Annotated in this window: 23 protein-coding genes; 4 read left to right on the top strand and 19 right to left on the bottom strand. The window is 41.4% G+C overall.

Features of this window, described 5'->3' with window-relative positions:
- Positions 1-276 precede the first annotated feature (276 nt).
- Complete coding sequence (locus tag N693_RS0116530) at positions 277-1,647, top strand: PepSY domain-containing protein (RefSeq protein WP_025785941.1); 1,371 nt, start codon at positions 277-279, stop codon at positions 1,645-1,647.
- 80 nt (positions 1,648-1,727) lie between these two features.
- On the opposite strand, the gene N693_RS0116525 is transcribed toward N693_RS0116530, so the two are convergent.
- The 12 genes from N693_RS0116525 to N693_RS0116470 form a co-directional block, all read right to left on the bottom strand.
- Positions 1,728-2,429, bottom strand: a complete 702-nt coding sequence (locus N693_RS0116525; RefSeq protein WP_025785940.1) for a gamma-glutamyl-gamma-aminobutyrate hydrolase family protein — start codon at positions 2,427-2,429, stop codon at positions 1,728-1,730.
- Between the two features lie 29 nt (positions 2,430-2,458).
- Entirely contained in the window at positions 2,459-3,277 is an 819-nt protein-coding gene (locus N693_RS0116520) for a M55 family metallopeptidase (RefSeq protein WP_025785939.1), read from the bottom strand.
- Positions 3,278-3,287: 10 nt separating this feature from the next.
- On the bottom strand, positions 3,288-4,265 hold the full coding sequence (locus N693_RS0116515; RefSeq protein WP_025785938.1) for a winged-helix domain-containing protein: 978 nt from the start codon (positions 4,263-4,265) through the stop codon (positions 3,288-3,290).
- Position 4,266: 1 nt separating this feature from the next.
- On the bottom strand, positions 4,267-5,247 hold the full coding sequence (locus N693_RS0116510) for an ABC transporter ATP-binding protein (protein WP_025785937.1): 981 nt from the start codon (positions 5,245-5,247) through the stop codon (positions 4,267-4,269).
- On the bottom strand, positions 5,213-6,226 hold the full coding sequence (locus N693_RS0116505) for an ABC transporter ATP-binding protein (protein WP_025785936.1): 1,014 nt from the start codon (positions 6,224-6,226) through the stop codon (positions 5,213-5,215). Before N693_RS0116505 ends, N693_RS0116510 begins: the two co-directional genes overlap by 35 nt.
- Positions 6,227-6,252: 26 nt before the next feature.
- Entirely contained in the window at positions 6,253-7,101 is an 849-nt protein-coding gene (locus N693_RS0116500; protein WP_051508770.1) for an ABC transporter permease subunit, read from the bottom strand.
- A 68-nt stretch (positions 7,102-7,169) separates the two neighbouring features.
- Complete coding sequence (gene gsiC, locus N693_RS0116495; RefSeq protein ID WP_025785934.1) at positions 7,170-8,090, bottom strand: glutathione ABC transporter permease GsiC; 921 nt, start codon at positions 8,088-8,090, stop codon at positions 7,170-7,172.
- A 62-nt stretch (positions 8,091-8,152) separates the two neighbouring features.
- Positions 8,153-9,748, bottom strand: a complete 1,596-nt coding sequence (locus tag N693_RS0116490) for a glutathione ABC transporter substrate-binding protein (RefSeq protein ID WP_025785933.1) — start codon at positions 9,746-9,748, stop codon at positions 8,153-8,155.
- Positions 9,749-9,776: 28 nt separating this feature from the next.
- A complete protein-coding gene (locus N693_RS0116485; protein ID WP_156028953.1) occupies positions 9,777-10,802 on the bottom strand; it encodes an asparaginase in 1,026 nt (341 codons plus the stop codon).
- Between the two features lie 228 nt (positions 10,803-11,030).
- Entirely contained in the window at positions 11,031-11,288 is a 258-nt protein-coding gene (locus N693_RS0116480; protein WP_216593582.1) for a PepSY domain-containing protein, read from the bottom strand.
- A gap of 70 nt (positions 11,289-11,358) precedes the next feature.
- On the bottom strand, positions 11,359-11,592 hold the full coding sequence (locus N693_RS0116475; protein ID WP_025785930.1) for a hypothetical protein: 234 nt from the start codon (positions 11,590-11,592) through the stop codon (positions 11,359-11,361).
- A 28-nt stretch (positions 11,593-11,620) separates the two neighbouring features.
- Positions 11,621-12,919 (bottom strand): Zn-dependent hydrolase, encoded by a 1,299-nt coding sequence (locus tag N693_RS0116470; protein ID WP_025785929.1) that lies wholly within the window; start codon positions 12,917-12,919, stop codon positions 11,621-11,623.
- 505 nt (positions 12,920-13,424) lie between these two features.
- On the opposite strand from N693_RS0116470, the gene N693_RS0116465 reads away from it, so the two are divergent.
- The 3 genes from N693_RS0116465 to N693_RS0116455 are packed head-to-tail and all read left to right on the top strand — an operon-like array spanning position 13,425 to position 17,693.
- The gene (locus N693_RS0116465) at positions 13,425-15,641 is read left to right on the top strand and encodes an EAL domain-containing protein (protein WP_037593555.1); all 2,217 of its coding nucleotides are present in this window, start codon (positions 13,425-13,427) and stop codon (positions 15,639-15,641) included.
- Positions 15,642-15,664: 23 nt separating this feature from the next.
- A complete protein-coding gene (locus N693_RS0116460; protein WP_025785927.1) occupies positions 15,665-17,299 on the top strand; it encodes a thiamine pyrophosphate-binding protein in 1,635 nt (544 codons plus the stop codon).
- A 1-nt stretch (position 17,300) separates the two neighbouring features.
- The gene (locus tag N693_RS0116455; RefSeq protein ID WP_025785926.1) at positions 17,301-17,693 is read left to right on the top strand and encodes a carboxymuconolactone decarboxylase family protein; all 393 of its coding nucleotides are present in this window, start codon (positions 17,301-17,303) and stop codon (positions 17,691-17,693) included.
- Positions 17,694-17,933: 240 nt separating this feature from the next.
- Here the strand turns inward: N693_RS0116455 and N693_RS0116450 are convergent, their stop codons facing one another.
- The 7 genes from N693_RS0116450 to N693_RS0116420 form a co-directional block, all read right to left on the bottom strand.
- Positions 17,934-18,386 (bottom strand): hypothetical protein, encoded by a 453-nt coding sequence (locus tag N693_RS0116450; protein ID WP_025785925.1) that lies wholly within the window; start codon positions 18,384-18,386, stop codon positions 17,934-17,936.
- Positions 18,386-19,186, bottom strand: coding sequence for a DUF3100 domain-containing protein (locus tag N693_RS0116445; protein WP_025785924.1), 801 nt, complete (start codon positions 19,184-19,186; stop codon positions 18,386-18,388). Before N693_RS0116445 ends, N693_RS0116450 begins: the two co-directional genes overlap by 1 nt.
- 40 nt (positions 19,187-19,226) lie before the next feature.
- Entirely contained in the window at positions 19,227-20,108 is an 882-nt protein-coding gene (locus tag N693_RS0116440) for an NAD(P)-dependent oxidoreductase (protein ID WP_025785923.1), read from the bottom strand.
- Positions 20,109-20,154: 46 nt separating this feature from the next.
- Positions 20,155-21,603, bottom strand: a complete 1,449-nt coding sequence (locus N693_RS0116435) for an aldehyde dehydrogenase family protein (RefSeq protein ID WP_025785922.1) — start codon at positions 21,601-21,603, stop codon at positions 20,155-20,157.
- 85 nt (positions 21,604-21,688) lie between these two features.
- A complete protein-coding gene (locus N693_RS0116430) occupies positions 21,689-23,314 on the bottom strand; it encodes a helix-turn-helix domain-containing protein (RefSeq protein WP_025785921.1) in 1,626 nt (541 codons plus the stop codon).
- 148 nt (positions 23,315-23,462) lie between these two features.
- Positions 23,463-24,860: a YfcC family protein gene (locus N693_RS0116425; protein ID WP_025785920.1), complete on the bottom strand. Its 1,398-nt coding sequence runs from the start codon at positions 24,858-24,860 to the stop codon at positions 23,463-23,465.
- Positions 24,861-25,122: 262 nt separating this feature from the next.
- On the bottom strand, positions 25,123-26,928 hold the full coding sequence (locus tag N693_RS0116420; protein ID WP_025785919.1) for a S9 family peptidase: 1,806 nt from the start codon (positions 26,926-26,928) through the stop codon (positions 25,123-25,125).
- Positions 26,929-26,947: the final 19 nt, after the last annotated feature.

The raw sequence follows: 26,947 nt of genomic DNA, 5'->3' as shown, positions 1-26,947 counted from the left end.
ATTCAATCATAATGCTTTAAAAAATAAAGTCCACACAAAAATCGGACTATTGCTAAAGATTTTGTGAAGAGAAAAAATTAGCTAAAGTTTTGCATCTATTCTTTTTTAGTTCACAATTGAATGTTATAAACGTCTAGGTGTCTATCGTAGAAGCAATCACACGTTTTCTCTCGCTCTTTTTTGGACAACCTATTATTATGCTGAAAATAGTGATCCAAATTGTGAATGAATACGTTAGCTTCTAAATAATAACTAACTGAACAAGGAGGGAACGAGATGAAAAAGGGGATGTATAATCGATTTTGGCGATGGCATTTTTTTGGTGCGTTGTTCATGGCTCCACTACTGATTACGCTGACGCTGAGCGGTATCGGATACTTGTTTTATAACAATGTAGAAAACGTCGCATATAAAGATCTCTTTTTTGGCAACAGCGAAGAAACGTATCAACTAACAATCGACGAAGGAATTTCTCTTGTAAAGCATGAGAATGAAGGATTTGAAGTAGCCAAGATTATGATCATGGATGAACCTTATAATACGAGGATAACGTTGTCATCTGAATCTGGCGAAGAGAAGTATGTATTTTTAGATGAACATAATGAAATCGTGGGATCACAAAATCCAAAGTATACGTACGCTAACATTATGAGAAACATCCATAGTTCACTCTTTGTTGGTGGAACCGTCTTGAATTACTTAGTTGAATTGGCTGCATGCTGGGCAATCTTTTTATTATTTTCCGGACTTTATATGACATTTAAAAGTCGTGCGCTAAAAAAACCTAAGAAATCGACACCCCGCTTAAGACTTAAAAGGATCCATGCACTCATCGGGACAATCATTACGATTCCAATGATCTTCCTCATTTTTACAGGTCTTCCTTGGTCTGCGTTTATGGGGAACTTCATCTACACAGCATCACAGGAACACCCTTCCATCGGAACGCCGTTGCTTCAGCAGCAACCACCGACTTCCGATATGAGCGAAATTCCATGGGCAACTCGGAAAGAGGAAGCGCCTGAATCAGAAAAGCCTGATCCACACGCAAATCATGGAGGTCACGGTAAGATGCCTGGAATGGATATGGGGAATGATGGCATTCTAGTTGAAAAACTCTTGTGGAAAGCAAGAGACGCTGGAATCTCGAAACCGTATTCAATTGTTTATCCTTTTTCTGAAGATGGAGTATTCACTGTGTCTAAAGGAAGTAATACCGGCGTCACTGGATTAGACGTCAGCCCTGCAGAGGAAATGACTTCTTATTTTGACCAATACAGTGGAGATTTAATTTCCAAAGTCGGTTATGACGATTATGGGATTTTGGCAAAATGGTTTACATGGGGAATTCCATTACATGAAGGCCATTTGTTCGGATGGCCCAATAAAATCATTAACTTAGTTGTCTGTATTGCATTCTTGTTCTTGATTTTCTATGGTTTTAAAATGTGGCTGTCGAGGAAGAGAAAAGGGAATCTTTCGTCTCCTCCTAAAACAACGAGCGGCATTTCCATCGGGTTTATTGTGTTAATGGTAATTTTAGGAATCATCATGCCTCTATTTGGAATTTCGTTGATAGTTGTACTGGCAATTGAAGGGGTCTTGTACTTGGTCAATCATAAGAAAGATCCTTACAACATGAACTGATCACATTAGAATTTAAATTAAAAAGAGGAAGCCTCTTCACTTGGAGTCGGCTTCCTCTTTTTGCGTATTGACTTTCTAACCTAATTGCACGCTTTTACAAACGCCTCAAACAGCTTCTTCGACGGACCGTCTCCTGCACATGCTGTGTTTTCAGGATGCCATTGAACGCCTATAACAAACTTGTGCCTCTCACTCATGATTGCTTCAATAACACCGTCGCTTGACGTACCGCATACTATAAAGGAATCACCGACTTCTTTAACTGCTTGGTGATGAAAGGAATTCACAAGAATACTAGATGTTTCGAAGATATTTGAAAGCTTGGTATCATCCACTAATTTAACACGATGGGACAAGTGTTCCCTTCTCGCCTTCTGCACATGTTGAAGGACATCCCCCTCGATTTGTGCGTGAATATCTTGATACAAGGTGCCTCCTTGAGCGACATTCAAAACTTGATGACCACGGCATATCCCTAAGACGGGTTTATCAGCTTGAAGAAAGGCACGAACTAATTCCATTTCGTTGTCATCCCGCCCCGGTGAGATTTCTCCAAGGTCTTTGATTGGTTCCTCGCCATAGAATAATGGATTAATGTCGAATCCACCTGACAGTAAAAGACCATCTAAGCGCTCTACCAACTTCCCCACATTATTCTTCATCCCCGTTGCAAGCAACAGCGGAATACCTCCCGCTTCAGTAATGGATTGAACATAAGAATGATTGAGCATGTATTGATACTCCAAATCATGATGACATGTAATTCCAATCAAAGGGTTCATTTACAACCTCTCCTTCACCTTGGGCTTTGTCATTGAACTGAATTAGCGATCATTATTGCACCACGAATGAGACGATAGCAATGCAACCAATCCTGATTCGTAAAACGAACCGTCAACGGATTGCTGCGTTCATAGATTGGCACGATTTCAGCCGCATCGGCATATCCTGTATTCAAAAATTCGATTTCCACCGTAAAAGGTCCTTCCATCCTAAATGGTGTTTTACTGCGGACATCCTTCAATGACCGCTTTGTACCTTGCCGTATCAGCAACCGAGATTCCGCTGGGCTTAGATTTAAAGCTGCCGTTCGGGAAATCGATTCTTTTACGATTGCCGACTCAATTTCCGGAATGACTGCTCGGGCTTCATCCGCCAGTAAATTACAGCCAGAAACAAATACAGTGGGAACTTTATAATATCCTGCGACTAATGCATTTAGTCCAAATTCACCCATATCGATGGAATTGACTCTAATCGTTTTAATAACTCTGCCACTAAACGTATGATTGAGAATGCCATTAGATCCCGCCCTGGTATGATAGCCAACGAATAGAACCGCATCATATTCAGATGTGAGTCCCTCCACCATAGCAAGCTTTTTAGGAGATCCCATTAACAACCTTGCTCTACTATGTAACTGATCTGGTAAAATGTTGCGCATCGTTCCGTGTGAATCATTGACTACAATTTCATCTGCACCTGCTTCCAGCGCCCCTTCGATACACGCATTTACTTCTTCGGTCATGAGCTTACGTGCATAATCGTGCTCTTTCCCGTCGCGCAACGTATGCTCACCATGAACGACACCGGACACGCCTTCAATATCTGCGGAAATATAGATCCTCATGATCCACCTCTTATTCTTTCATGCCCATGAAATACTCAAGAAACGCTTCCCCTTTTTCAGAAATCCGTGTTCCTCCCCGCCCAATTCGAGCATGAATTAGTTGTTCATCCTGCATAATTTCAAGTCGTAACCGCAATTGTTGGTCAGATAATTTTATTCCTCTCTGAACCAATCGCTCCTTCACTTTTGTTCTACCTAATAGCTCATACGATTCTTTTCCTTCCTTATATATAGACAAAATAACAAGACTTTCATCTAGGAATCCATGAGTTTCTATTTTATCCTTAATCCCGTCAATCTCACTCAAGCTAAGTGTGAAGTGACTTTCTTTCCGATTTTCAACTGCTACTATATCTACTTGTGTAGTTCCTGTTTCGTTCTCCATAGTAGTCAATTTTCGTTTCAACTCAACCGAAACTTGTGATTTGAAAAAGCGGTTCATCAGGACGATTTCAGATATAGTTGTTTTAAGTTCTGCCTCAACCTGTACGATTGTTAAAAAGTCCAGAGTTCGTGGACCGATGTCTATTACATTTTTAAACGCCGCTGGGACCAATTCCATCTCTCCAGGTGTAACAATCCAGTCGATATCCGAAGGAACTGCATTCATCGGATCATAGGTTTTATAGTGGTGCTCATAATAAATCTTTTTTAAAGAAGTAGCCGTTTCAACTGCATGTTCTACCGTATCATTGATAATCAGGATACGCTGACCCAATGGTAGCTCTGATAGTTTTTCTGTTGCAGCAATGTTCACTTCCCGATTTGCTACAATGACGGGACATGAAGCAGGGATGAATGAAGCTGTTATTCCCCTCAGGATTTCCTTCGATAACAGCACCAAATCGCCCTCAGCTACCGTCTCCATTGTCAATTGCTGTAGTGTAATAGGGTATAACTCCACTTGATCACCAAAAATATCAAATAGTTGATAGGCGACGATGGTTAAATATTCTTTTTGAATCGAGATGATATGAAGTTTTTTCATGTTAATTAATCTCAAGCTCCTCAGCATAGTGGCATGCCACATAATGTCCGGATTCCAATTCCCGGAATTCCGGCACTTGAATTTTACACGTTTCTTGCGCAAATGGACAGCGCGTGTGGAATGTGCAGCCGGATGGCGGGTTCGCAGGACTTGGAATATCTCCTTTTAAAATGATTCGTTCTCGCTTGACCGTAGGGTCGGGTATCGGAACCGCACTCAATAAGGCTTTCGTATAGGGATGTAATGGTTTACCAAAAAGTTCATCACGCGTAGCCAGTTCAACTAGTCGGCCTAAATACATCACACCAACCCGATCGGAAATGTGCTCAACGACACTTAAATCGTGGGCGATGAAGACATATGTCAAACCGAATTCCTCTTGAAGGTCTTTCATCAGATTCAGTACTTGAGATTGAATCGACACATCTAACGCAGAAACAGGCTCGTCAGCAATAATGAGTTTCGGATTCACTGCTAAGGCTCGTGCAATCCCAATGCGTTGACGCTGTCCTCCACTGAATTCATGAGGATATCGATCTGCATGGTATTTGTTAAGCCCAACCACTTCTAGTAACTCCGTAACACGCTGATTACGGTTTCCCTTGTTAAAATTGTGCACAATGAGGGGTTCTTCAAGAATTTCTTTGATCGTTAGTCTAGGATTCAAGGATGCGTATGGGTCTTGAAAGACCATTTGGAATTCTTTACGTAAGGGACGAATCTGGTCATCAGTCATATCAGTGATATCTTGCCCTTCGAATATCACTTTCCCCTCCGTGATATCAAGTAATTTCATAATCATTCGACCCGTCGTAGACTTCCCACATCCGCTCTCACCGACGATACTCAGTGTCTCACCTTTATTCACGGTAAATGAAACACCGTCTACCGCTTTGACGAATTCTTTCTTTCGACTGAATAGTTTTGAAGGTATTGGAAAATATTTTTTAACGTTCTGAACTTCCAACAAGGTTTGGTTCATCTGTCGGCACCTCCTTGTGTAACCAGCAGCGTACAGAATGGTTATCCGTCAACTTATCAAATGACGGTTCTTTGTCCCAACAGACGTCCATTGCATGTGGACATCGCGGAGCAAATTTACATCCCATTGGCATATGTGCAGGAATTGGAACATTTCCTGGAATGGAAGAAAGGCGTTCGACACGGTCCCCGATTTTAGGGATGGATTCCAGCAGCCCTTGTGTGTAAGGATGTTTCGGATTGGTGAAAATAGATACGACATCGCTTTCTTCGACCGCTCTGCCACCATACATGACTACGACACGATCACACATTTCAGCAACCACACCCAAGTCATGGGTAATGAGTAATATTGCTGTATCCGTCGTTGTTGTCAAACTCTTCATCAACTCCAGTATTTGCGCTTGAATGGTTACATCCAAAGCAGTCGTTGGTTCATCCGCAATGAGTACTTTTGGATTGCACGCCATCGCCATGGCGATCATCACGCGCTGCCTCATCCCGCCTGAAAGCTGGTGTGGAAATTCAAATACGATCTTTTCTGGCCTTGAAATTCCTACTGCTTTCAACATTTGAATGGAACGCTCTCGTGCCGCTTTTTTCGATAGTTTCATATGCAGAATAATCGATTCTTCTAATTGACGCCCGATTTTATAAACAGGGTTCAATGAAGTCATCGGCTCTTGAAAGATCATTGCGATTTCATTGCCTCGGATTCTCCTCATTTCACGTTCGCTGATTTTAGTCAAATCCCGACCTTCATAAAGAATTTCACCGCCTGCAATTTTCCCCGGGGTGTCTTTCAACAGTCTCATGATAGAAAGTGATGTGACGCTCTTTCCGCTTCCTGATTCTCCTACAATCCCTAACGTCTCACCTTTGCCCACTTCAAACGATACACCATCGACAGCTTTAACAACCCCAGCATCGCTTGTGAAGTGTGTCTGCAGATTTCTCACCTGGAGAACCTTCTTTTCCATTCTATGCTCCTCCTTCCATACTATTATTACTCTTTAATCTTTGGATCAAGTGCGTCTCTAAGGCCATCACCTAGCAAGTTGAATGCAAGGACAGTTACGAAAATTGCAAGTCCTGGAAATATTGTTACGTGAGGTGCCATGTTCAGATAATCACGACCACCACTTAACATCGCCCCCCACTCTGGTGAAGGTGGCTGTGCGCCAAGTCCGAGGAAGCTTAAACTTGCAGCAGTCAAAATTGCTGAACCGATCCGCATTGTGAAGTAGACAATGATACTTGAAACGGTTCCTGGGAAAATGTGTTTCCAAATAATTCGTTTTGGTCTTGTACCGATGGATTTCGTAGCTTCAATATACAGCGTGGATTTCACAGCGAGCGTAGAACTTCGTACAATGCGTGCAAACATCGGTACACTGAAAATCGCAACGGCAATAATGACATTGCCAAGACCCGGACCGAGAATGGCGATAATACCAATCGCCAGCAAAATTCCAGGAAACGCTAGCAGAACATCGCAAATCCGCATGATAATCGAGTCAATTCGTTTGCCATAATATCCGGCAACAATCCCGAGAAAAGTTCCGCCGATTGCACCGAGCAATACCGATGTCAGTCCAACATAGAGGGAAATCTGAGTGCCAGCGAGCACCCGGCTAAAAATATCTCTACCATACGCATCTGTTCCTGCCCAATGCTCGGCAGAAGGGCCAGATAACACATTTTCATAATCCGGTTCCGTAATGTCATATGGAGTTATGAATGGCCCTATAAATGCGAGCAAAATGAGTGCGATAACAAAGAAAAATGCAACAAACGCTAGTTTTTGCTTCTTGAACTTTCTCCAGAACTCAGAAAATGGTGTTTTAGATGGAATATTTTCTAAGGTCTGTTGATAGTAGGCTTCTTTATTCGATAACTTGAGTTCTACCACAAAATCCCCTCCTATTCATAACGAATTTGCGGATTCAAAATTCCATAGAGCAAGTCAACAACTAAGTTAATGAGGATGAATTCCAGCGCAAAAATCAGCATTTCAGCTTGAATAACCGGATAATCCCGATACGCGACTGAATCGATTAATAGCTTGCCTAGTCCCGGCCAACTAAAAACAGATTCAATAACAACTGATCCACCAAGTAGGAATCCAAACTGTAGACCCGTCATTGTGACGACCGGAATCATTGCATTCCGTAATCCATGTCCCCATGTAATTCTTCGTTCATTCAATCCCTTAGAACGACCTGTTCGAATATAATCCTCTTTCAATACGTCCATTAGAGAGGATCTTGTGAAACGTGCAACAACTGCCGCTACTCCTGTCCCTAGTGTGAACGCAGGCAAAATATAGCTTTTCCATGAGTCCATACCACCGCTCGGCAACCAGCCCAATGTAACCGCAAACAATTGGATGAGCATGAGTCCTAGCCAGAAGGATGGTAAAGACAATCCTGATACCGCTCCAAACATCCCTAAATAATCTTGCCACTTATTTCGCTTTGTTGCAGATATCACCCCGATGATTAGTCCTGCAACTACCGCCCATGACATACTCCATACTGTCAGCCAGAACGTTGGCATGAAGCGTTCTCCTATTTCGTAGCTGACATCACGATTGGTCTTCAACGATTTACCGAAATCTCCTTGAAACAAGTTTTTCATGTACGTGATGTATTGTTCCGTTATCGGTTTATCGAGACCTAATTCTTTACGGACGAGTTCTACATCTTCAATGGTAGCATCCTCTCCGGCCACAAGCCTGGCAGGATCTCCAGGAATCATATGTACAAAAAGGAAGATAAAGATGGACACCAATATGAGAATGGGTATGATCTGCAGCAATCGTTTTCCGAGAAATCGTAACATTCGTAAGCCCCCTTTAGATAAAGAAGGAGCGCTTAAAAATCTAGCGCTCCTGTATCCATCTCTTACTCAATTTCAGCTTCAGAAACACTTAACGAGCCATCAGGCAACAGATAAACACCCTTTAGATAGTTTTTCTTTCCAGCCAACGTGTTATCAGCTGATAAGAATACCCACGGTGCATCTTCCCAAAGTAGCTTTTGGACGTCCGCATACGCTTCTGCACGCTTGTTTTCGTCCGCAGTCTGTAATCCTGCGCTGATCAATTTGTTAGCTTCTTCATTGTCATAATAAGATACGTTATAAGATTTTGGTGGGAATGCATCTGCTCCGCCTAACAATGGGCGAATCCCCCAGTCTGCATCTCCCGTGGATGGCGACCAACCGCCATAGTACAACTCAAGTTCAGCGTCATCTGCGTTTTGAACAGACCAGATTTTGTCCGACAATGTACCTGATTCCATTGGTACCACTTCAACTTCAATACCTACCGCTGCGAGTTGCTGTTGCAGGAATTCCATTGCTTTCACTGTGCTAGAGCTATTACCACCCCATAGTTTCGCTTTCAGTCCTTCTTTAACACCTGCTTCCTTCAAAAGTTCTTTTGCTTTTTCAAGGTTGAACTCATAAAGCTCTTGCTGTGAATAGAACTGTACGTCCGGTGCGATAACGGAGTCTAGTTTTTCTCCTTGACCGTTCATGACAACTTTGATGAATGCATCTTTGTTAATTGCGTAATTCAAAGCTTGGCGCACTTTCACATCGTCGTAAGGCTTTTTCATTGTATTCATTGCCATATAACGGACAACAATGGATGGTTTACTATCGACTTCAATACCGTTCTTGCCATTTACTCCTTCCACTTGTTCGGTCGGCACTGGGTAGATGAAGTCCGCTTCACCTGTTTGAAGCATCGCGATACGTGATCCGTTTTCTGAAACCGGTTTAAATGTAATGGAATCGACTTTCGGGAACTCTTCATTCCAATAATCATCATTCTTCACGATTTTCAATCCTTCACTCGGCTTCCACTCAACAAATTTGAATGGCCCTGTGCCGACAGGATTTTTACCGACCTCATCTCCAAACTCTTCAAGTGCTTTCGGACTGTGGATTAGAGCTGCTGGGTGCGCGAACGTATTGATCATTGCACCGAATGGTTCAGACAAAGTGAATTTCACTTCATAGTCACTCAGAACTTCTGTCGATTTGATCAAAGCAAAAAGGCTGTGACGCTTTAAGCCACTATTCGGATCAGCCAGTCGGTCAAAATTCACTTTAACTGCCTCTGCATTGAACGGAGTACCATCATGGAATTTCACATTTTCACGAAGCTTAAACGTGAACTCTGTTGCTTCATCATTCGCCTTATATTCTTCAGCAAGTAGTGGAACAACTGTCATTTTCTCATCAAACCCAAGAAGACCTTCCATCATTGTTTTTTCAGCAGAGTTTGAAAGCGTATCATTCGTGTCATGTGGATCAAGTGTTGTAAAGTTATCCGCAACCGCGATTACTAGGTCCTTGCCTTCTTTAGTTGCTTTTTTTCCATCGCCTTCTTTTTCTGTAGCCCCTTCTTTAGATCCGGAGTCGCTGCATCCCACTAACACAAGCAACAAGACTAATACAAATGCCGATAGCCAACCGTAGGTCTTCTTCATCTTCTTCTCCCCTTTTTGTTAGACTCGTTTATGATAAAATGCATGAAGCACTTTTCATCGTAAACACTGGTTTCAAGTGGCCGATTATTTCATTGCGTGCATTTTTTAATGCAGGCTCGTGGTAGGAAGCTAACTTTTTTAATTGTTCATCCGTCAGCAATTTCAATTGCTTAAGAACTTCTACAGCCGCTGGATAGACCGCTCTACCATTCCCGTCTTCGATCTTAATCGCTATCCCTAATCCCGTTTCAAGATCCCCGATACAATAGACGCCTTCTGCTCCGGCTTTCCCAAACATTCGCCCATCCATGACTTTCATAAAGTCAGTACAAAAGCGATCCGTACCACCAACCATTTCAGGCGCAGCCATCATGGAGGAAGTCACCCTTTCTATCGCTTGCTTCCGTTTTTCAGGGAAGTTTTCTGGGTTCGCCATTTTTGCAAAGCTAAGTGCCAATCGATCAAGTGGAATCCCGTGTACAGGAACCCCACATCCATCGATGCCAATTTCAATCTCTTCAACTGGGACTTCTGATAAGTCACTGATCACTTCAAGAATACGTTGCTGTACCGGATGTTCTAATTGGTAATAATCATCTGTCGTTTCATTCATATACTTAGCGGTTGTGAGCATCCCACTGTGTTTACCTGAGCAGTTATTGTAAACAGGTGTAATCGGAGTATTTGTTTTAATGACGTTTTCATAGGTTTCAGTCCATCTCGGTGGATGTATGCCACATTTCAGATCGTCTACTTCTAGTTCCAGACGATTCAGAATGTCTTTCACTCTGAGTGTATGTTGGTCTTCACCGTTATGAGAAGCACATGCAAGTGAAATATCAGCAGCTTGCATTCCATAGTGGTTTGCAGCTCCTGTTTCAATAATCGGTATAGCCTGAAGCGGTTTCATCGAGGACCGTGCAAATGTGTTGCGATTAGGATCGCCACAACTGTAGACTAGTTTCCCCTTAGAATCGACCACTGCAATGTGTCCTGTATGTCCGCTTTCTATATATCCCCCCCGCACTGCATCTACTAATCGTTCAGCTATCACACAACCACTCTCCCACTATTCAATATTTTCTAATACTTTACATCATGTTAAATCACAATACAACACTATTTACAAATTTCATCTGTTTTTTTAAAAAATGCGTTTCAATACGTTCTTTTGAGTTGTTTAATTTAGTGTTATTACGAGACTACGAGTGGAGCTTGTTGGAAACAAAAATAGCTGACTACAGGTTTACCTTCCTGTAGCCAGCTATTCCCATGCTTCAAATTAATCGAGCTTCACATTCAACACTTTACCTGAATTCGCATCCACTTTCACTTCATACTTCTGACCATCGCGTGTGCGGATTTCGATCTCATAGATTACAGATCCGTGATCGTATTCCAATTCTGCTTTCACTACCTGCCCGGGTACTTGTTGCAAGGCGATCATCATTGCCTCCTCGATAGAAATCACACGATATCGAGGATTTTGCCAATGGTTTTCCCAATGTGGGTTTGGTGGCATCCAATTCTGATTTGTCAATCCATCTCCTCCAGTTCCCGTTCTCTATGACAGTGTATTCATAGTTGGGCAATGTGTGAGGAAATTGAGATCACATATTCATTTTCGAATACACATAGACACCATAGAATGCTGGAATGAGTAGGGCGATTGCAAGGCAAACGACAGCCGCAATTTTCGATTGCTGTGCGAGCCGCTGATCCTCCATTTTGAGATGTTGGAAGAAAGACAGTGTGAAGTACAAACATCCGATCACGAACACAGCGGATACGATATTCAGCCAATTGGCAGCACCGAACATAGCGATATTTTCCAAACTAATCACTTCACCCTCTTATATTTTTCACCGATATTTAAGATCGTGACATCTGTTGCTCAATGAAATTTTTCAATACTTGCACTCCGATTACACAATCACTCAAGTCCGTCCATTCTTCCGGATTATGGCTGATTCCTTTTTTACTTTGTACAAACAACATGGCTGCTGGAATTTCTCTTCCCATCACCATAGCGTCATGACCGGCACCACTGATCAGCTCCATCGGTTCAATTCCATAATTAGTGATGGATTCTTTCATATCGGATAGTAACTCTTCGTTTATCAACAACGGCTGAACGGCTAATGTCTTTTGGCAATTAACGACAACATTGTGTGCTAATCCTGATTGTTCAGCTGCCTCTATAATAGCTCCTACTAAAGCGTCACGTTTGTCTTCGTGGATATCACGTATATCTACAGTCAGCTCGACTTTCTGAGGAATTACATTGATACCGTTCGGATAGACATTCAGTTTACCGATAGTTGCTACAGCTGTTTCACTGAATTGATGAGGTAGTGATGAAACACTATGAATGAAGTGACTCGCTGCTACCATTGAATCCCTTCGATCATCCATAGGCGTATTTCCTGCGTGTCCTGCTTCCCCTTCAAATGTCACGTTCATCCATACCGGTCCAGCAATACCTTTGACAGCTCCGACAGATAGATCATTTTTCTCTAAAAGCTTTCCTTGCTCTATATGTAATTCTACAAACAATTCAACTTCTCTCATTTCTCGCTTTGCTTGCCATACAGATGAAAGTGAACTACCATACTCTTCGATTACGGTTTCAAATGATTTGCCATCTTTGTCTATTTTCAATTTCGTCTCTTGTTCAGTCAATTGTCCTGTCATCGCATGACTTCCAGTTAGACCGGCACCAAATCTTGTACCTTCTTCATCCGAGAAAATAACAACTTCAAATGTTTTTCGAGGTAAATAGCCCGTTTCATTCCATGCTTCAACCACTTCCAACGCAGCAATTACTCCGAGAGGTCCATCAAAGTTACCGCCATTTGGTACACTATCCACATGCGAACCAGACATAATCACCTTTCCAATTTCAGTTCCTTCTAATCGACCAACGACATTTCCAGCCCCATCTTCAATCACTTGCAAACCCGCTTGTTTCATCCAAGACTTCGCAACCTGTTTTGCCTGCTTTTCTTCAGAAGAATATCCAGGTCGGGTTACTCCACCTTCTAACGATGCACCAATCATCGATAACGTACTCAATCGTTCTGCCACTCTTCTGCCATCAACGCCTCCACGTGATAGGGATTGATCATATCCAGCAGTCAATTTTGTAAATAAGGTTTCTGATTCAGTCATCGATTCCACTCCTCTTATTACTACTTTTCACTTCTTTTTGAATTTGTATAATAGGTTGACTATACCACAAAAAAGCGACACCTTAAGATGAAGTCTACAAGTTATCCCTCCGTTTAACAATGTTATTTCTGAATAAGACGATGATTCAATCTCATAGTGAAAATGAGATTAATAATTATCAACTTCTATTCTGCTTAACGAATTACTACCTCTAAAAAACCATAATCTTTTCAGTAAAACTTATGATAATCAGTTCTATTTGCCCATACATTGAAATAATAGACGTACGATACTAAGTATATTCATATTTCATGAATATATTTGTAATACTAACTGTTCTATAATCAGCAACTTTTCAAGTCCAAACACCTATGCTAATTTTAAACTATATGTTAAAGTATTCAATAATGAAGCATTTGTATTAATCCTTTAGGACTACAACCATTATTGAAATCACTATAATTATACAATTCATCTCAATGAAGGTTAGGAGGAAATTCAAAGGATGTCAGAACCCCATTACATTATAGCGGCCAATAAAATGTGTGAAGAGGCAAGGATGAATTCAAATGAAATGTCCGCCCCTAAACATTTTTTAAATACGTCAGAATTTGAGGAAAAGAGAAAAGCATATAGCGAAATCTTATCGGTCGTCAGTTTTTTTTCAAACAAATTACTGAACTCTTTAAAAGGGACACCCATTCTTGTAGTCGTTTCTGATGAGAATGGATATCTCCTTTCTTCTGAGGGTGATGAAACCATCAAGGCGATGAGCGACCAATTCGGCATTAAGCTTGGCGCACAATTCACACTGGAGGATACAGGTACAAATGTTGTGAGTCTTTCATTGCAACAAATGCATCCTATCAGCATCATTGGAAAGCAACATTATCATTCACCTCTCTATGGAATCGCGTGTTATGGGACAGCTTTTCATAATACAGAAGAAAATAATTTACTCGGAAGTATTTCGATCATGATGCCGATTGAATTTCAGAATCCCCTTTTCCTTTCGATGCTCGCTCAGGTCGTAGATTCTATTGAACGTGAACTACTCCTTCGGAAACAGAATCGTAAACTCAATATCATGAATCAAATCATGTTAGAGAGGACTAGGAACGGGATTGTCATTACTGATGAAAACGGCATTACCACCGAGTTCAATGAGTTTGCTGAAAAGATATCGAATAACAACAGGGAATCTGTTATCGGCAGGAATATTTGTGATTCACCACTCACTGGGGAATACTTCAAAAAGGTTTTGCATGAAGGGAAAATCTTTAATAATGAAGAAATTAAATTCGTTAATACCGAAGGCAAGCAAATAGTCTGCCTGTTCGATGCTCAACCTATTTTCGAGGATGATAAAATGGTAGGGGCATTCGGACAGTTCAGAGACATCTCGAATCGATATTTATTACAGGAAAAGTATAACTACCTGGCATATCATGATGATTTAACCCATCTTCCAAACAGAAGATACATTCAAAATGCTATGGAAACAATTATTCAGGACATCAATGATGGCCAAAGCCGCCATCTCGCACTGCTCTTTATTGACTTGGATCGCTTTAAAATTATCAATGACAACTTTGGCCATTCCTATGGGGATAAACTGCTCAACACAGTTAGTGAGCGCTTGTCCACTTGCCTTGGACCAAATGATACACTCGCACGGATGGGTGGAGATGAATTCATTTTCCTTCTAACTGACTTTGACAGTCCAAGTTATGTTATACAAAAAGCAGATGAAATTCTCCGGGTGTTCCATGATCCGTTTCTCGTAAACAACAAAGAGTTATATACAACAGCGAGCATCGGAGTTGCAATTTATCCTGACATTCCACTTTCCGTGGAAAAGTTTTTGGTTTATGCGGATAATGCCATGTACCAGGCAAAAGCCTTAGGAAAAAACCAATTCGTCGTTCATACAAGTGACTTATCGGATGAAATGATTGCGGAATCTGTCCTCGAGATCGAATTACGGAATGCGCTTGAGAACAATGAATTTGAGTTGCACTACCAACCACAAATTCATAACGTATCTGGAGAATTGATAGGTTTTGAAGCACTGATTCGCTGGAAGCATCCTCGTTTAGGATTACTTGCTCCTGGGCGATTTATTAAACTTGCTGAGGAAAATGGGTTAATCACCCAAATTGGGGAGTGGGTCATTAACGAAGCCTGTTTACAAAACAAAAAGTGGCAAGATTCAGGCATGATGCCTGTCAAGATTTCTGTAAACTTGTCTACCCAACAATTTTTAACTCGAAATCTTATTTCATTCGTAGAGGAAGTACTGGAACGAACATCGCTAAACCCAAAATATCTCGTCGTAGAGATCACGGAAAATATGGCGATGGAATACGAACATTCTATTTACGTTCTAGAAGAACTGAAAAAACTTGGCATCGGCATCAGTATGGATGATTTCGGAACCGGCTATAGCTCCCTTAACTATCTTAAAAACTTTCCAATAGATTATATTAAAATCGACAAATCGTTCGTCAGTGAACTGATGAATGACGAAAATGATGCAATCATTGTGATTGCTACAATCACTCTTGCTCATAACCTAAAAAAGGAAGTAATTGCAGAAGGTGTAGAAACACAAGAACAGCTTGATTTTCTAAAAAAACATAAATGCGATATTACACAAGGGCATCTCTTCAGCAAACCATTGTCTGCTTCTGATATCGAGAAATTTTACTTGTTACACTAATTATGATTGGGAGAGAATAGAGTATGAAGAAAGTTGCATCAGTATTAGTTGAAAACTTTAAACACTGGGGAATCCATCATGTTTTCGGTATTCCAGGGAAGGCCGTTTCGCCCATTCTTTTTGAACTCATTAATTATGAAATGGAATTTGTACTTAGTAAACATGAAGGTGCAGCAGGATATGAAGCAACCGGGTATTCGTTAATGAATGAAACGATTGGAGTTGCAGTAGGGACATCTGGCCCCGGCGGCACAAATTCACTTTCAGCTGCTGGACAAGCAAAAGCATCCAATATCCCACTTTTACTCATAACCGGTCACCCTTCTATGAAAGATACGGGAAAAGCGATGGGACAAGATTCAAGCATTTTTGGAACCGATTTGACAGATATGTTTCAATCAGTAACAAAATTTAGTGCCCGTGTGGAACGCGGGGATATGCTGATGCCTTTCTTGCAACATGCGTTAGAAAAAGCGGTCTCCGGTGTTAAAGGACCTGTGCATTTATCTATCCCTTTTGATATTTTACTGGAAGAGATCGAACCATTTCTACTCGATTTCCCGATGTCCCATGAGCTGATTTCACCTTATTTCGATAAAGTGAATGAACTATTGAATAACGCTAAACGTCCTCTTCTGTTCCTAGGAAAAGGCGTTCACTCGAGCAAAGCTTATGAAGAAGTGAAACATCTAGCAGAATATTGGAAGATTCCTGTCATCACAACGCCAGGTGGAAAAGGATCGTTTCCTTCCAATCACTCACTTTCTCTAGGCGCTTTCGGATTAGGTGGAACGCCTGAAGCGTCGGCTTATCTCAGCGAAGGCGTCGATTTGCTTATTGTTATCGGTTCACAACTCAGCGATATGTCAACTGCTGGCCTATCTGAAGCGATGTATCCTGAACATATACTTCACTTCGACTATAATCCAACGTTCATCGGCAAATCAATTCTAGTACCGACCACACCGATACTCGGGGATATCAGATTAAACTTAACGGCAATTTTAAAAGATGTTCCAAAAACAGATAGTGACGAATTTGCATTGAAACTTGAGAAAAAACCATTGGAAGATAACGTTCCTGGAAAGCGCATGTCGGCAATCCAAGTTCTGAAAGCAATGCGGAACGCGCTGCCCGAAGAAGCAATTATTTTTGGGGATGATGGCAGTCATTCGTTCTATGGCATCCAACACTTTGATATCTACAAGCCTGGTACGTTCTTCTTTGATGACATCTTTGGTGCCATGGGTAATGGTATCGGCTATGCTATCGGTGCAAAACTTGCAGCTCCTGAAAAAATGATCGTTTGTTTAGTTGGTGACGGGTGCATGTTCATGCACGGGACAGAATTGTCCACTGCATATAACTACGACTCCCCTGTCCTGTTCATCGTCGTCAATAATGGCCGATTGGATATGGTTGAAAAGGGAATGAGAAAAATGATTGGGACATCCATTGGAGGCATTTATGAAACCCCTCTTGAAGCCTCTAAATTTGCAGAATCAATGGGACTAGAGGCGATTACTTGCCATACGCCAGTAGAAGTTTGCAATTCGATTCAAAAGGCACTCACACGCATTCAAGAAACGAAAAAACCTTTCGTCATCGAAGCATTAGTCGATGAGCACGAAATACCACCAACGATGGGGAGACAATGATATGGAAAACAATGAGCGCTTTGAAAAAGGAATACAGGTAATGAACGAACTATTTTCTGAAGAAGTACAAACAGGTATGCGACACATCCAAAAGATCTCGCCTGATTTTTGGGATATGATTGTATCATCTGGTTTCGGGGACCTGTATGCACGAAATACACTCACAATGGAGCAACGCGAATACATCACACTTACAACTCTTATTACTCAAGGCGCATTCGACCAGCTTGGAGTTCACATCCAAGCTGCCTTAAACATTGGTGTGACTCAAGAAGAAATCATTGAAATCATCATCCATTGCACAGGCTATGTCGGATTCCCGAAAGCAATTCAAGCAATGGGAATCGCTGGGGAGATTTTTAAGGATTATAAGTCCATCAACTTACAACCATAAGTACTTCAAAGATAAAATAAAAATGTCACGTCCTCATGATGGAGAGCTCCTTTTGAGGACGCGACCTATTCGATTAACTATCTAAGTACCTTCATTATTACTACATCTGCAAACCCTTTACAACTCCACATTTATAGAACCAACACCCATAATTAGGATATAGTCCGGATCATCATTTCTCTCATTACTTAAATACTAAACGAGATCGTAAAGCTTATTTTCGAGATGTGCAGAGTGAATTTAAATAATTCCTTGGACTCGCAAAATAAGTTCTGCAATAACTGCGGAACCGAGAAAAGTTCCGAGCATCACGAGAGTCGCAACCACAATCGTTTTCCAGCCTAGTTTTACAAAATCCGTCCATGAACGACCAATTGCAATACCTGCATACGCTAAAATTGGTGTCGCAAGCGCCAGCAATTCTACTTTTGACGTCCACTCGACTACTTTTTCTGATCCTGGGAACCACGGCATAGAAACGATGACACCGATAATTGAAATGTACGCGATACTCGGGAAGTTCACTGGGATTACCTCTTTTAAGATGAACCCTGCCAAACAGATGACAATGAGCGTAATCATACCCGGAATAGCTGCGAGTGGCAGAATATCATATCCTGCCCAGTTCCCTATTAGAGCGGTAATGCCAAATATTCCAAGCAATAGTACCCACTCTTGTATGTTTTTCAGCATCAGTATCCCTCCCTATTCCGAGTCATACGTGCATAGATTTTTTCAGTTAATGGAAGTCCAATGAAGATACTCACCCAGAGGCCCGTTGAGAGCGATAATAAGTTACTCGCCCCTGAAAAAGCAACGATTTGAGATTCAAGTTCCGGGAATGCAGCAATTAGCGATCCACTTGCGGCTGCCATCATACTTCCACTTCCAACACCTGATGCCATCGCAAACGACAGCGGACTTAACGGCGTTAACGTCGCAAGTAATCCAGAGATGAGTCCGAGGAAAACTGCTCCAAACACTGTACCAAAGATATACATTGCCATAACTCCTCGTCCTTCAGGGGAGTTGATGCCGAATTTATCCATAATGAGTCCAACGTTTGGTTCTCGGCCAATCGAGTGCGTCATTCCGACCGCTTCACGCTTCAATCCTAACCATATCGCAACGGGTAACGCAATTAAGATCGTCCCTAAGTTTCCGAGTTCCTGCAATAGCAACGCTGGTCCTGCAGCGATAACTTCAGGTAAAGATGGTCCAATGATGACCCCAATCTTCGCTAATAATAACGACACTCCCAGAACAATTATTGGTTCTGCGTTTTTAGATTGTTTCTCTTTTACGACCGGTGTGAAATAAAATCCAAGTCCAATCACGAGTGCATATAACATTGGAAGCAAAAGAATAACACCTGGCCCTACTGGAATCTTAAAGGTGCCAATTAATTCTGTGACAACGACAATCCCGAGTACAATCGCATGCAACCGCCAGTCTTTCCAAATTCCTGAAAGCGAATTCTCATTTCCCTCCATCCAAATCCCCCCTTTTTTTACTTCCTCTCATTACAATGGATCAGGTACGAACTTCGTGAGCAAGCAACTCCACTACTGCCGTTGAATCTCGTCTGTCTGCACCTTCTGAACTCGCACGTGTAAACAATTGGTACGCCGCATCACTAATTGCAGTAGGAACCCCTTCCACGTTGGCTAAGTTCCTATATAATGATAAATCTTTCACCATATTGGCTAGTGAAAACGTCACATCATCAAATGTTTCGTGAATCATAGTCGGTCCAAACACGTCCATCACTTTAGTTTGTCCAGACCCTTTTTGAAAGAGCTCTGCTAACTTTTCTTTAGATAATCCTGCTCGCTCTCCTGTCAACAAAGCTTCCCCTAACAAGGAAATGATGCCGCCTACAACCATGTTGTTACACAATTTCACAATTTGTCCGGATCCACTCGGCCCCATATATTCAACGCATCCTCCCATTGCTTGGAGAACAGAGGAAACTTGTGAGAACTTCTCTTCAGAACCACCAACCATGATGGTAAGTGCCCCTGAACTAGCACCTTCCGGACCCCCACTCACCGGACAGTCGAAATACTCAACACCAACAACATTGGCAGCTTCCGAAAATAATCTCGTCCTTGCGACGTCATTCGTACTCATATCAATAATCGCACTACCTGGCTCTAAGTATTGTAAAGCTCCATCGCTACCGTCTATCAATACTTTTTCCACTAAATCCGTCGATGGAAGAGACAAAATTAGAAGATTACTTGACTTCGCCAGCTCTGATACTGAAGAAGCGCCATTTGCCCCTTCACTCACTACTCGTTTAACTGCTTCCAAATTCGTATCAAATACTGTAACCTCATAACCTTTACTGACTAGATTTGTCGCGATCCCATAACCCATAAGACCACATCCAACAACACCAATCTTATGCACATGATTCCCTCCAATCATTCCACCTATTTGTTGAATCTTTCCGTTATCACGGTCGAATATAAACCGTCTTATAATCCGTCCAGAAATCCAACGTAGTTGAACCTTGCTCTCGCGGACCGATGCTAGACGCCTTTTTCCCACCAAACGGATACTGATTCTCAAAATAATTGGACGGGATGTTCACATGGGTCACACCCGATTCAATATTACGGATGAAATGAAACGCCTTGTTCAAATCATTCGTATAGATCGTCGAAGACAACCCGAATTCGCTATCATTTGCAACCTCTAATGCTTCTTCATACGTATCGACAACTGTCATCGCCATTACAGGGCCAAAAATCTCTTCTTTAAAAATTGTCATTTCTTGTGTCACGCCACTGAATAATGTTGGAGCCACAAAGTAACCTTTTTCTAAACCATCTTCCGTTAACTGCTTTCCACCACATTCAAGTATTGCGCCTTCTGCAATCGCAGATTTCACATAATGTAAATACGTGTTCAACTGCCCATCATCGACAACGGGTCCATTGTCTACATTTTCTGTAAAGCCGTCTGCAATTTTCAACTTCTTAGCACGAGCCACAAGTTTCTTCGTCAATTCATCCGCAATGGAACGAAGGACAATTAAGCGGCTCGTACCTGTGCACCGCTGACCATTATCCAAAAATCCACTAATAACTAAGTTTTCTACGGTTTCATCGAGATTGGCATCTTCCAACACAATCGACGGGTTCTTACCGCCCATTTCAGCCTGCATCTTCGCTCCTCGCTCGCTCACTGCTTTACCAAGTGCAAGCCCGACTTGTGTAGATCCTGTAAACGATACCGCTTTAATCTTTTCATGGCTGCCGATTGCGTTTCCGATCACACCACCCGGTCCTGTTACCATATTAATAACTCCTGCCGGAACACCTGCTTGTTCAAACAACTCCATAATTTTAATACTGATCAAAGACGTATTACTCGCTGGCTTAAAAATCACTGTATTACCAGCAATAATGGCCGGGGCAATCTTCCAAATCCCAATACCAAGAGGGAAATTGTACGGAGCAATCACTCCCACTACGCCAAGAGGTTCTCGAATTGTATATCCAAAAATTCCTGGTTCGTGCGACGGAACCGTTTCTCCGGTCATCCGGGTGGCTTCTCCACTGAATTGTTTCATCGCTTCAATTGTTTTTCGAACTTCACCATTCGCTTCACGAAACGATTTTCCAACTTCTTTCGTAATAATTGTCGCCAATTCTTCTTGTTGAGCTTCCAGCAACTGAATGAGTGTGAACAAAACATCTCCACGTTTAGGCGCAGCAGTATTCGCCCAACTTGGAAACGCATCTTCTGCTGCTTGAATCGCTTGCCCTACATCGACTTCGTTCGACTTTTGAAAATATCCTAGTACATCTTGGTTCGCTGGATTCAAGCTAGCATATGTTTCATTCGTTTTCGACGAAACCCATTCCCCATTAATATAATTATGATAAGTAGAACTCACATAGCCATCCCCTTTCGATATATCTATCAATTATGATAAATCAAAATATTGAATAGTTAAATGTGGGTTACCACAAAGTTTGCGATCATTTTTCGTTGAGCTCCACATATATTCTGAATGCAACAACAAAGTCTATCCAATCTTTTTCATTCGCAAAGTCGATTTCCAGTAATTCCTCAACCTTTTTTAAACGGTAGTAAAGCGTATTAGGATGAATATGTAACTCCTTGGCCGTCTGTTTCTGGTTTTTATTGAATTGGATGAACAGCTTAAGCGTGTGGATTAGCGTCGAATCCGCTGTTTGAAGAAGGCGTAACTTGTCATTCATAAACCTTTCCAACAACTCTTGGTCCACCTCATACAGCAACCGTTCGAGCCCAAGCATTGAATACTCAACAACGGGAATATGATATCTTTTCGCATAACCGACTGATCGAGAAGCTTCTTTATAAGACAACGACAATTCCTGAATCGTCGTTTCTCTTCCAATTCCAAAAACGATGTCGGAATTTCTTAGCCACAGCTGACGAATTTTAGAAAGTAGTTCTTGCGCAGTATAATCCGGACTTGTTGGGAGTATTAAAATTAGTTGATACGCACGCGCAAAAATTAAAGGATCGAGCCGCTCAGACCGTAACGTTTGTTCAACAGACTTCACTAGCTTCTCTTTTTCAATCAGTTGTTCCACGTTCCATAATGGCTTCTGATTTCCCTCAATGATCAGACACTGAATACGTGTATCAGTCCGCCAATTCACATAATGGAGCGCTGCATCTAATTCCCTCCCCGAAATCCCTTCCAACAAATGATTAAAAACTTGTTCCCTAAAATGGATTTCTTTTTCGTACAATGCATTTTCTTTAATGAGTTCGAGTGCAATAGACAAACTCGCTTGCTCGATTGTAATCTTCTCCATTTCACTGAAATCCTTAAAAGGCTGTCCTAGTGAAAGAAAACCTAACGTATCCAATCCTCTTCGAATCGGAAATGGATACTCTTCTTCCGTCTCATCGAGGTAATCATGATAGCTCACAGAAGATCCAATCATTCTTTCAAGCAATGAAAGCACGGTTTCAATGCCTCGCCCTTCAATAATGAGTTGGTAAAACGTGTTATGAATGGAAATCGATTTCTCGAGCAGCAAGTTCTTTTGTTGCAAATGCTCGTACACTTTTGCATTATCAATCGCAATCGCACTCTGTCCTGCAACAACCTCAATTACATTCATATCTTCTGCAGTGAAAATACTGTCCTGCTTATAATTATTAACTACCACAACACCCAAACAACGATCTTTATTCAAGATAGGTACACAGAACGTACTTTTCACACTACGTTGCTGAACTCCTTCATAGTAAAAATGGGCATTCTCCTCGGTCATATTCTCCATATGTTGTTCGATTTCTACACGAGATGTAAACAACTTTGACTGCTGATGAACAAACACTTTCCCCGTGATCGATTCCCCTTCAGCAAATGCCACACGTGCCAACGCTTCTTCATTAACTCCTTCACCCTTCGCAAAACGGAGCGATTTCGTCTCTTCATCATATAAATAGATAATGATGACATCCGCCACTTCCACCAATTCACAAGCCGCCTGAATAACATTGTGCAAGATTTCGTTCAGTTGTAAAGACTGCGTCAGCATCTTATTGATTTCCAACAGCTTATTCGCTTTGTATAAATCCATTTCGATTTTCGCTACCATTGTCGCACCCCTTTTCAACATAATCGCTCACTCAATTATCAGTTAACTTCAAGGTTATCACAAGAGCCTTACTCAAATTATAGAAAAGAGTCTCCCAACTGATCACTCAGTCAGGAGACTCTTTTTCCTTTATATTTATAATCTTTTATCAGCTAACACCAATTGCCACAGCCACAACAAGACCGATTGCTGCAATCCCTATCCAGATCAATATAAGTTTCCAAATGAACTTCAACCAACGGTCATATGGAATGCCAGCGACAGCTAGGTATCCCATAAGCGCCGCCGAAGTTGGAATTGCAGAGTTACTAATTGCATCTCCATATTGGAATGCAAGAACTGCGATTTGACGCTCCATACCAAGCAAATCTGCAAGAGGTACCATCAAAGGCATTGTAGTTGCTGCTTGGCCACTCCCTGATGGAATAAAGAAATTCAAAACCACTTGGAATAAAAACATTCCAAGAACGGTTAATGTCGCTGGTAGTTCAGAGATAACACCGACCAGAGAGTGGATAACGGTGTCAATGATCACTCCGCTTTCCATAACGACTAAAATCGTCCGAGCAAACCCGACAATCAAAGCACCAAATGCGACAAGCTTCATCCCATCGACATAAGAAGAAAACGTCTTATTAATGCCAAGACCACCAATGATCCCGCTAATCAAACCAATCATGATGAACGATGCAGCCAATTCATTCAAGAACCAGTCCCAGTTCAATACGCCGTACATATTGATAGCAATTCCTGTACCTAATGTAAGCAGGACTAATATATGTCTTTTGGTGAATGCACCGCTATCTTGAATTGTGTTCGGATCCTCAACAGGCGATTCCAACTCCAAGTCATACATGACAGAATTCGCTCTATCTTGCTTCACTTTACTCGCATAACGCATCACGTAAAACATCGCCGCAGTAAGAATGAATACATAAACAACGGAACGGAATAAAAACCCAGAAAAAATTGGAATTTCCGCGATACCTTGTGCAACTCCTACTGTAAACGGATTCATCATCCCACCAATGAAACCACTTGCAGCTCCAAGTGAAATCATCGCTGTACCAACGATGGCGTCATATCCTAGCGCACGTGCAATCGCGATACCAATCGGCACAAAGATAATCGATTCTTCCGCCATTCCGGTTGTAAACCCGAGAATGGAGAATACGAACATCACAACGGGAATTAATAGTTTCTCATTGTTTCCTAACTTCCTAACTAACTTATTAATCCCGGCGTCAATTGCTCCAGTTGCTTGAATCGCGCCAAATGCCCCCCCCACTAAGAAAATATAAAAGATAATGGTTGCACCTTTCTCCATTCCAAGTGGAACAGATTTAAAGATTTCAAAAATCGAAACTGGATTTTGTTCTACAGAATGGAAACTACCATCGACTACTACTTGTCGACCGTTCACTTCTTCCCGATCATATTCACCTGCCGGGATTAAATAGGTTGCAGCAGCCATTATTAGAATAATAGAAAAAATAATAGCGTACGTATGGGGAATAACAAACTTTCGCTTCTTGCTACTTGGCATTTTCCGTTCTCCTTTAACTATGTATTCGTTAAACGTCCAATTGTCGCTTAATAGACGTTAATATTATTAAATTACAGCAATCGCTTCAACGAGTCAACGTGAGAAAGTTATCTCTTATGAATTTTCGGGTATCCGTGTACCATACAACTTGAAAATAACTCTTAATAATGTGCAAATTATACCGTAAACAATTTAAGATAAGAAAAGTCCCCAGCAATATCTGCTAAGGACCTTCTTATTTGTTCAGTTGTCTATTTAGCCTTTAGTTTCTAAGCTGATACTCACCAGTTTTCATCGTCTCTTCAAAAAACTCCACAATACGACTATTCATGGAAATATGATTTTCTATTTTCTCCGTCTGGTGTCCCTCATTTTCAAAAACAACTAGCTCTACATCTTTTCCCATTTCTAACATTTGCTTAGTTAGTTGCTCGGCTTCGCTAACTGGGACTCTTGTATCATTCTTGCCATGAAAGACAAGTAAAGGTGCTTGGATCTTATCCAAATGATTAAGTGGGGCAATTTCTTCAAAAAAGTCATCATCTTCACCCAGTGTTCCATACTCATATTCCCTGATTTTTCTTCTCCAAGATCCCGTATTTTTTAAGAATGTTTTAAAGTGAGAAATTCCTACAATATCTACCCCAGCTGCCCAGATATCAGGATAGTGCGTTAACGCAGCAAGCACCATGAAACCACCATAGCTTCGTCCCATAATTCCAATTCGATTCTGGTCGATGGATTTTGTTAGAATCAGATCGTCTACAAGACTCGCGAGATCCGCAACTGCATCCATTCGTTTACGCCCATCATCTAATTGAATATAATTTCTACCATATCCTGAACTTCCTCTTACATTAGGCGCAACGACCGCAAACCCCTTGGAAACTAAGTATTGGATGACCGGATTAAAATCAGCTCGAATCTGACTTTCCGGCCCACCATGAACGTAAATTACCGTGGCTTTCGGATTTTGTTCCTTTGCATAGTAAAAGTAAGGCACCTCTAGACCGTCAAAGGAGAGGAACGTATATAACTCAGGTTCCGTTAGAAGATGCTCAATTTCTTTACACTGTCCAAAATAGGTTAAACGATCAGTTTTCTGCTCTAGCAGATCATAACTCCAAATATCACCTGGCATCAATGAACTCTTAACAGCGAATAATAAGCGCTGATCATTCATCCATGAAATCGAATTGATGACACCTTCGGGCACATTTCCCAAAATCGCAACTTCGTCAGTTAATACATCATATTTTTTTAGAACCGATGTCCCGCCTGCGTTTACGTTTATAATCAGGCTCTCATCTGTAGGAGACAGCGAAATTTCTTCTAGATCCCACTGTGGATCCATAAACAGTCGCTCTAATTCACTAGGATTACTCACTTGAAAACGGTATAGTCCCAACTTATTTCCATTCACATCAGAGAGCACATAACCTGTTTTGCCATCACCCGAAAAGACCAGCGATTGATATCTTGCCTGACTTTCACTTAAACCAATTTTGGTCATCCTTTTAGTTTTCAGATCGACAATCATTAATGATTTAAAAATATTCGTTTCTTGAATGGAAATGACGATTTTATTTTCATCATCTTTCAGCCAGCACACAGGTGTGCACATTCCATCAAATTTAAAGACGAGATCTTCTTTCTTTGTCGATAAATCCAGTACATAAATATCAAAGTAACCAATATTCCGTCTATTGCTAGCGTACATAATTTTACGCTCATCGGATTTCCAACCACCAAAATTATGAAAATGCTCCGGAGAAAAAACGAGTGCTTCGTAGCTCCCATCGTCCTTCTTTAAATACAACTGCTGTTTCTCATTCCCTTTATCGTCCATTCCCACAATCGTTTTTTTCCCAGAAGGAGAATGATAGACGGACATGACTCGTTCCTTAAACTGACCGAGTAATTGTACGTCATCATCAGCACCTTTCCATAAATACGCTTGAGGAATCCCCGTTTTTTTGCTGATAAAAGTAAATTTGTTCGTATCAGGAATTACTGCGGGACTATAACCACTTACAACATTTAAAAAGAACGATAGATTGTCTTTCATTTTTACACCTCTTTTTCGA

It is taken from the genome of Sporosarcina sp. D27 (assembly GCF_000586555.1).
Lineage (GTDB): Bacteria > Bacillota > Bacilli > Bacillales_A > Planococcaceae > Sporosarcina.
Note: the sequence above shows the minus strand (reverse complement) of the source record. Positions and strands in the feature narration are given on the sequence as shown.

What these genes read in the sequence shown, in the direction of transcription:
- N693_RS0116530 (WP_025785941.1), top strand. Translation starts at nt 277, where the DNA reads ATGAAAAAGGGGATGTATAATCGATTTTGGCGATGGCATTTTTTTGGT.
- N693_RS0116525 (WP_025785940.1), bottom strand. Translation starts at nt 2,429, where the DNA reads ATGAACCCTTTGATTGGAATTACATGTCATCATGATTTGGAGTATCAA.
- N693_RS0116520 (WP_025785939.1), bottom strand. Translation starts at nt 3,277, where the DNA reads ATGAGGATCTATATTTCCGCAGATATTGAAGGCGTGTCCGGTGTCGTT.
- N693_RS0116515 (WP_025785938.1), bottom strand. Translation starts at nt 4,265, where the DNA reads ATGAAAAAACTTCATATCATCTCGATTCAAAAAGAATATTTAACCATC.
- N693_RS0116510 (WP_025785937.1), bottom strand. Translation starts at nt 5,247, where the DNA reads ATGAACCAAACCTTGTTGGAAGTTCAGAACGTTAAAAAATATTTTCCA.
- N693_RS0116505 (WP_025785936.1), bottom strand. Translation starts at nt 6,226, where the DNA reads ATGGAAAAGAAGGTTCTCCAGGTGAGAAATCTGCAGACACACTTCACA.
- gsiC (WP_025785934.1), bottom strand. Translation starts at nt 8,090, where the DNA reads ATGTTACGATTTCTCGGAAAACGATTGCTGCAGATCATACCCATTCTC.
- N693_RS0116490 (WP_025785933.1), bottom strand. Translation starts at nt 9,748, where the DNA reads ATGAAGAAGACCTACGGTTGGCTATCGGCATTTGTATTAGTCTTGTTG.
- N693_RS0116470 (WP_025785929.1), bottom strand. Translation starts at nt 12,919, where the DNA reads ATGACTGAATCAGAAACCTTATTTACAAAATTGACTGCTGGATATGAT.
- N693_RS0116465 (WP_037593555.1), top strand. Translation starts at nt 13,425, where the DNA reads ATGTCAGAACCCCATTACATTATAGCGGCCAATAAAATGTGTGAAGAG.
- N693_RS0116460 (WP_025785927.1), top strand. Translation starts at nt 15,665, where the DNA reads ATGAAGAAAGTTGCATCAGTATTAGTTGAAAACTTTAAACACTGGGGA.
- N693_RS0116455 (WP_025785926.1), top strand. Translation starts at nt 17,301, where the DNA reads ATGGAAAACAATGAGCGCTTTGAAAAAGGAATACAGGTAATGAACGAA.
- N693_RS0116450 (WP_025785925.1), bottom strand. Translation starts at nt 18,386, where the DNA reads ATGCTGAAAAACATACAAGAGTGGGTACTATTGCTTGGAATATTTGGC.
- N693_RS0116445 (WP_025785924.1), bottom strand. Translation starts at nt 19,186, where the DNA reads ATGGAGGGAAATGAGAATTCGCTTTCAGGAATTTGGAAAGACTGGCGG.
- N693_RS0116430 (WP_025785921.1), bottom strand. Translation starts at nt 23,314, where the DNA reads ATGGTAGCGAAAATCGAAATGGATTTATACAAAGCGAATAAGCTGTTG.
- N693_RS0116425 (WP_025785920.1), bottom strand. Translation starts at nt 24,860, where the DNA reads ATGCCAAGTAGCAAGAAGCGAAAGTTTGTTATTCCCCATACGTACGCT.
- N693_RS0116420 (WP_025785919.1), bottom strand. Translation starts at nt 26,928, where the DNA reads ATGAAAGACAATCTATCGTTCTTTTTAAATGTTGTAAGTGGTTATAGT.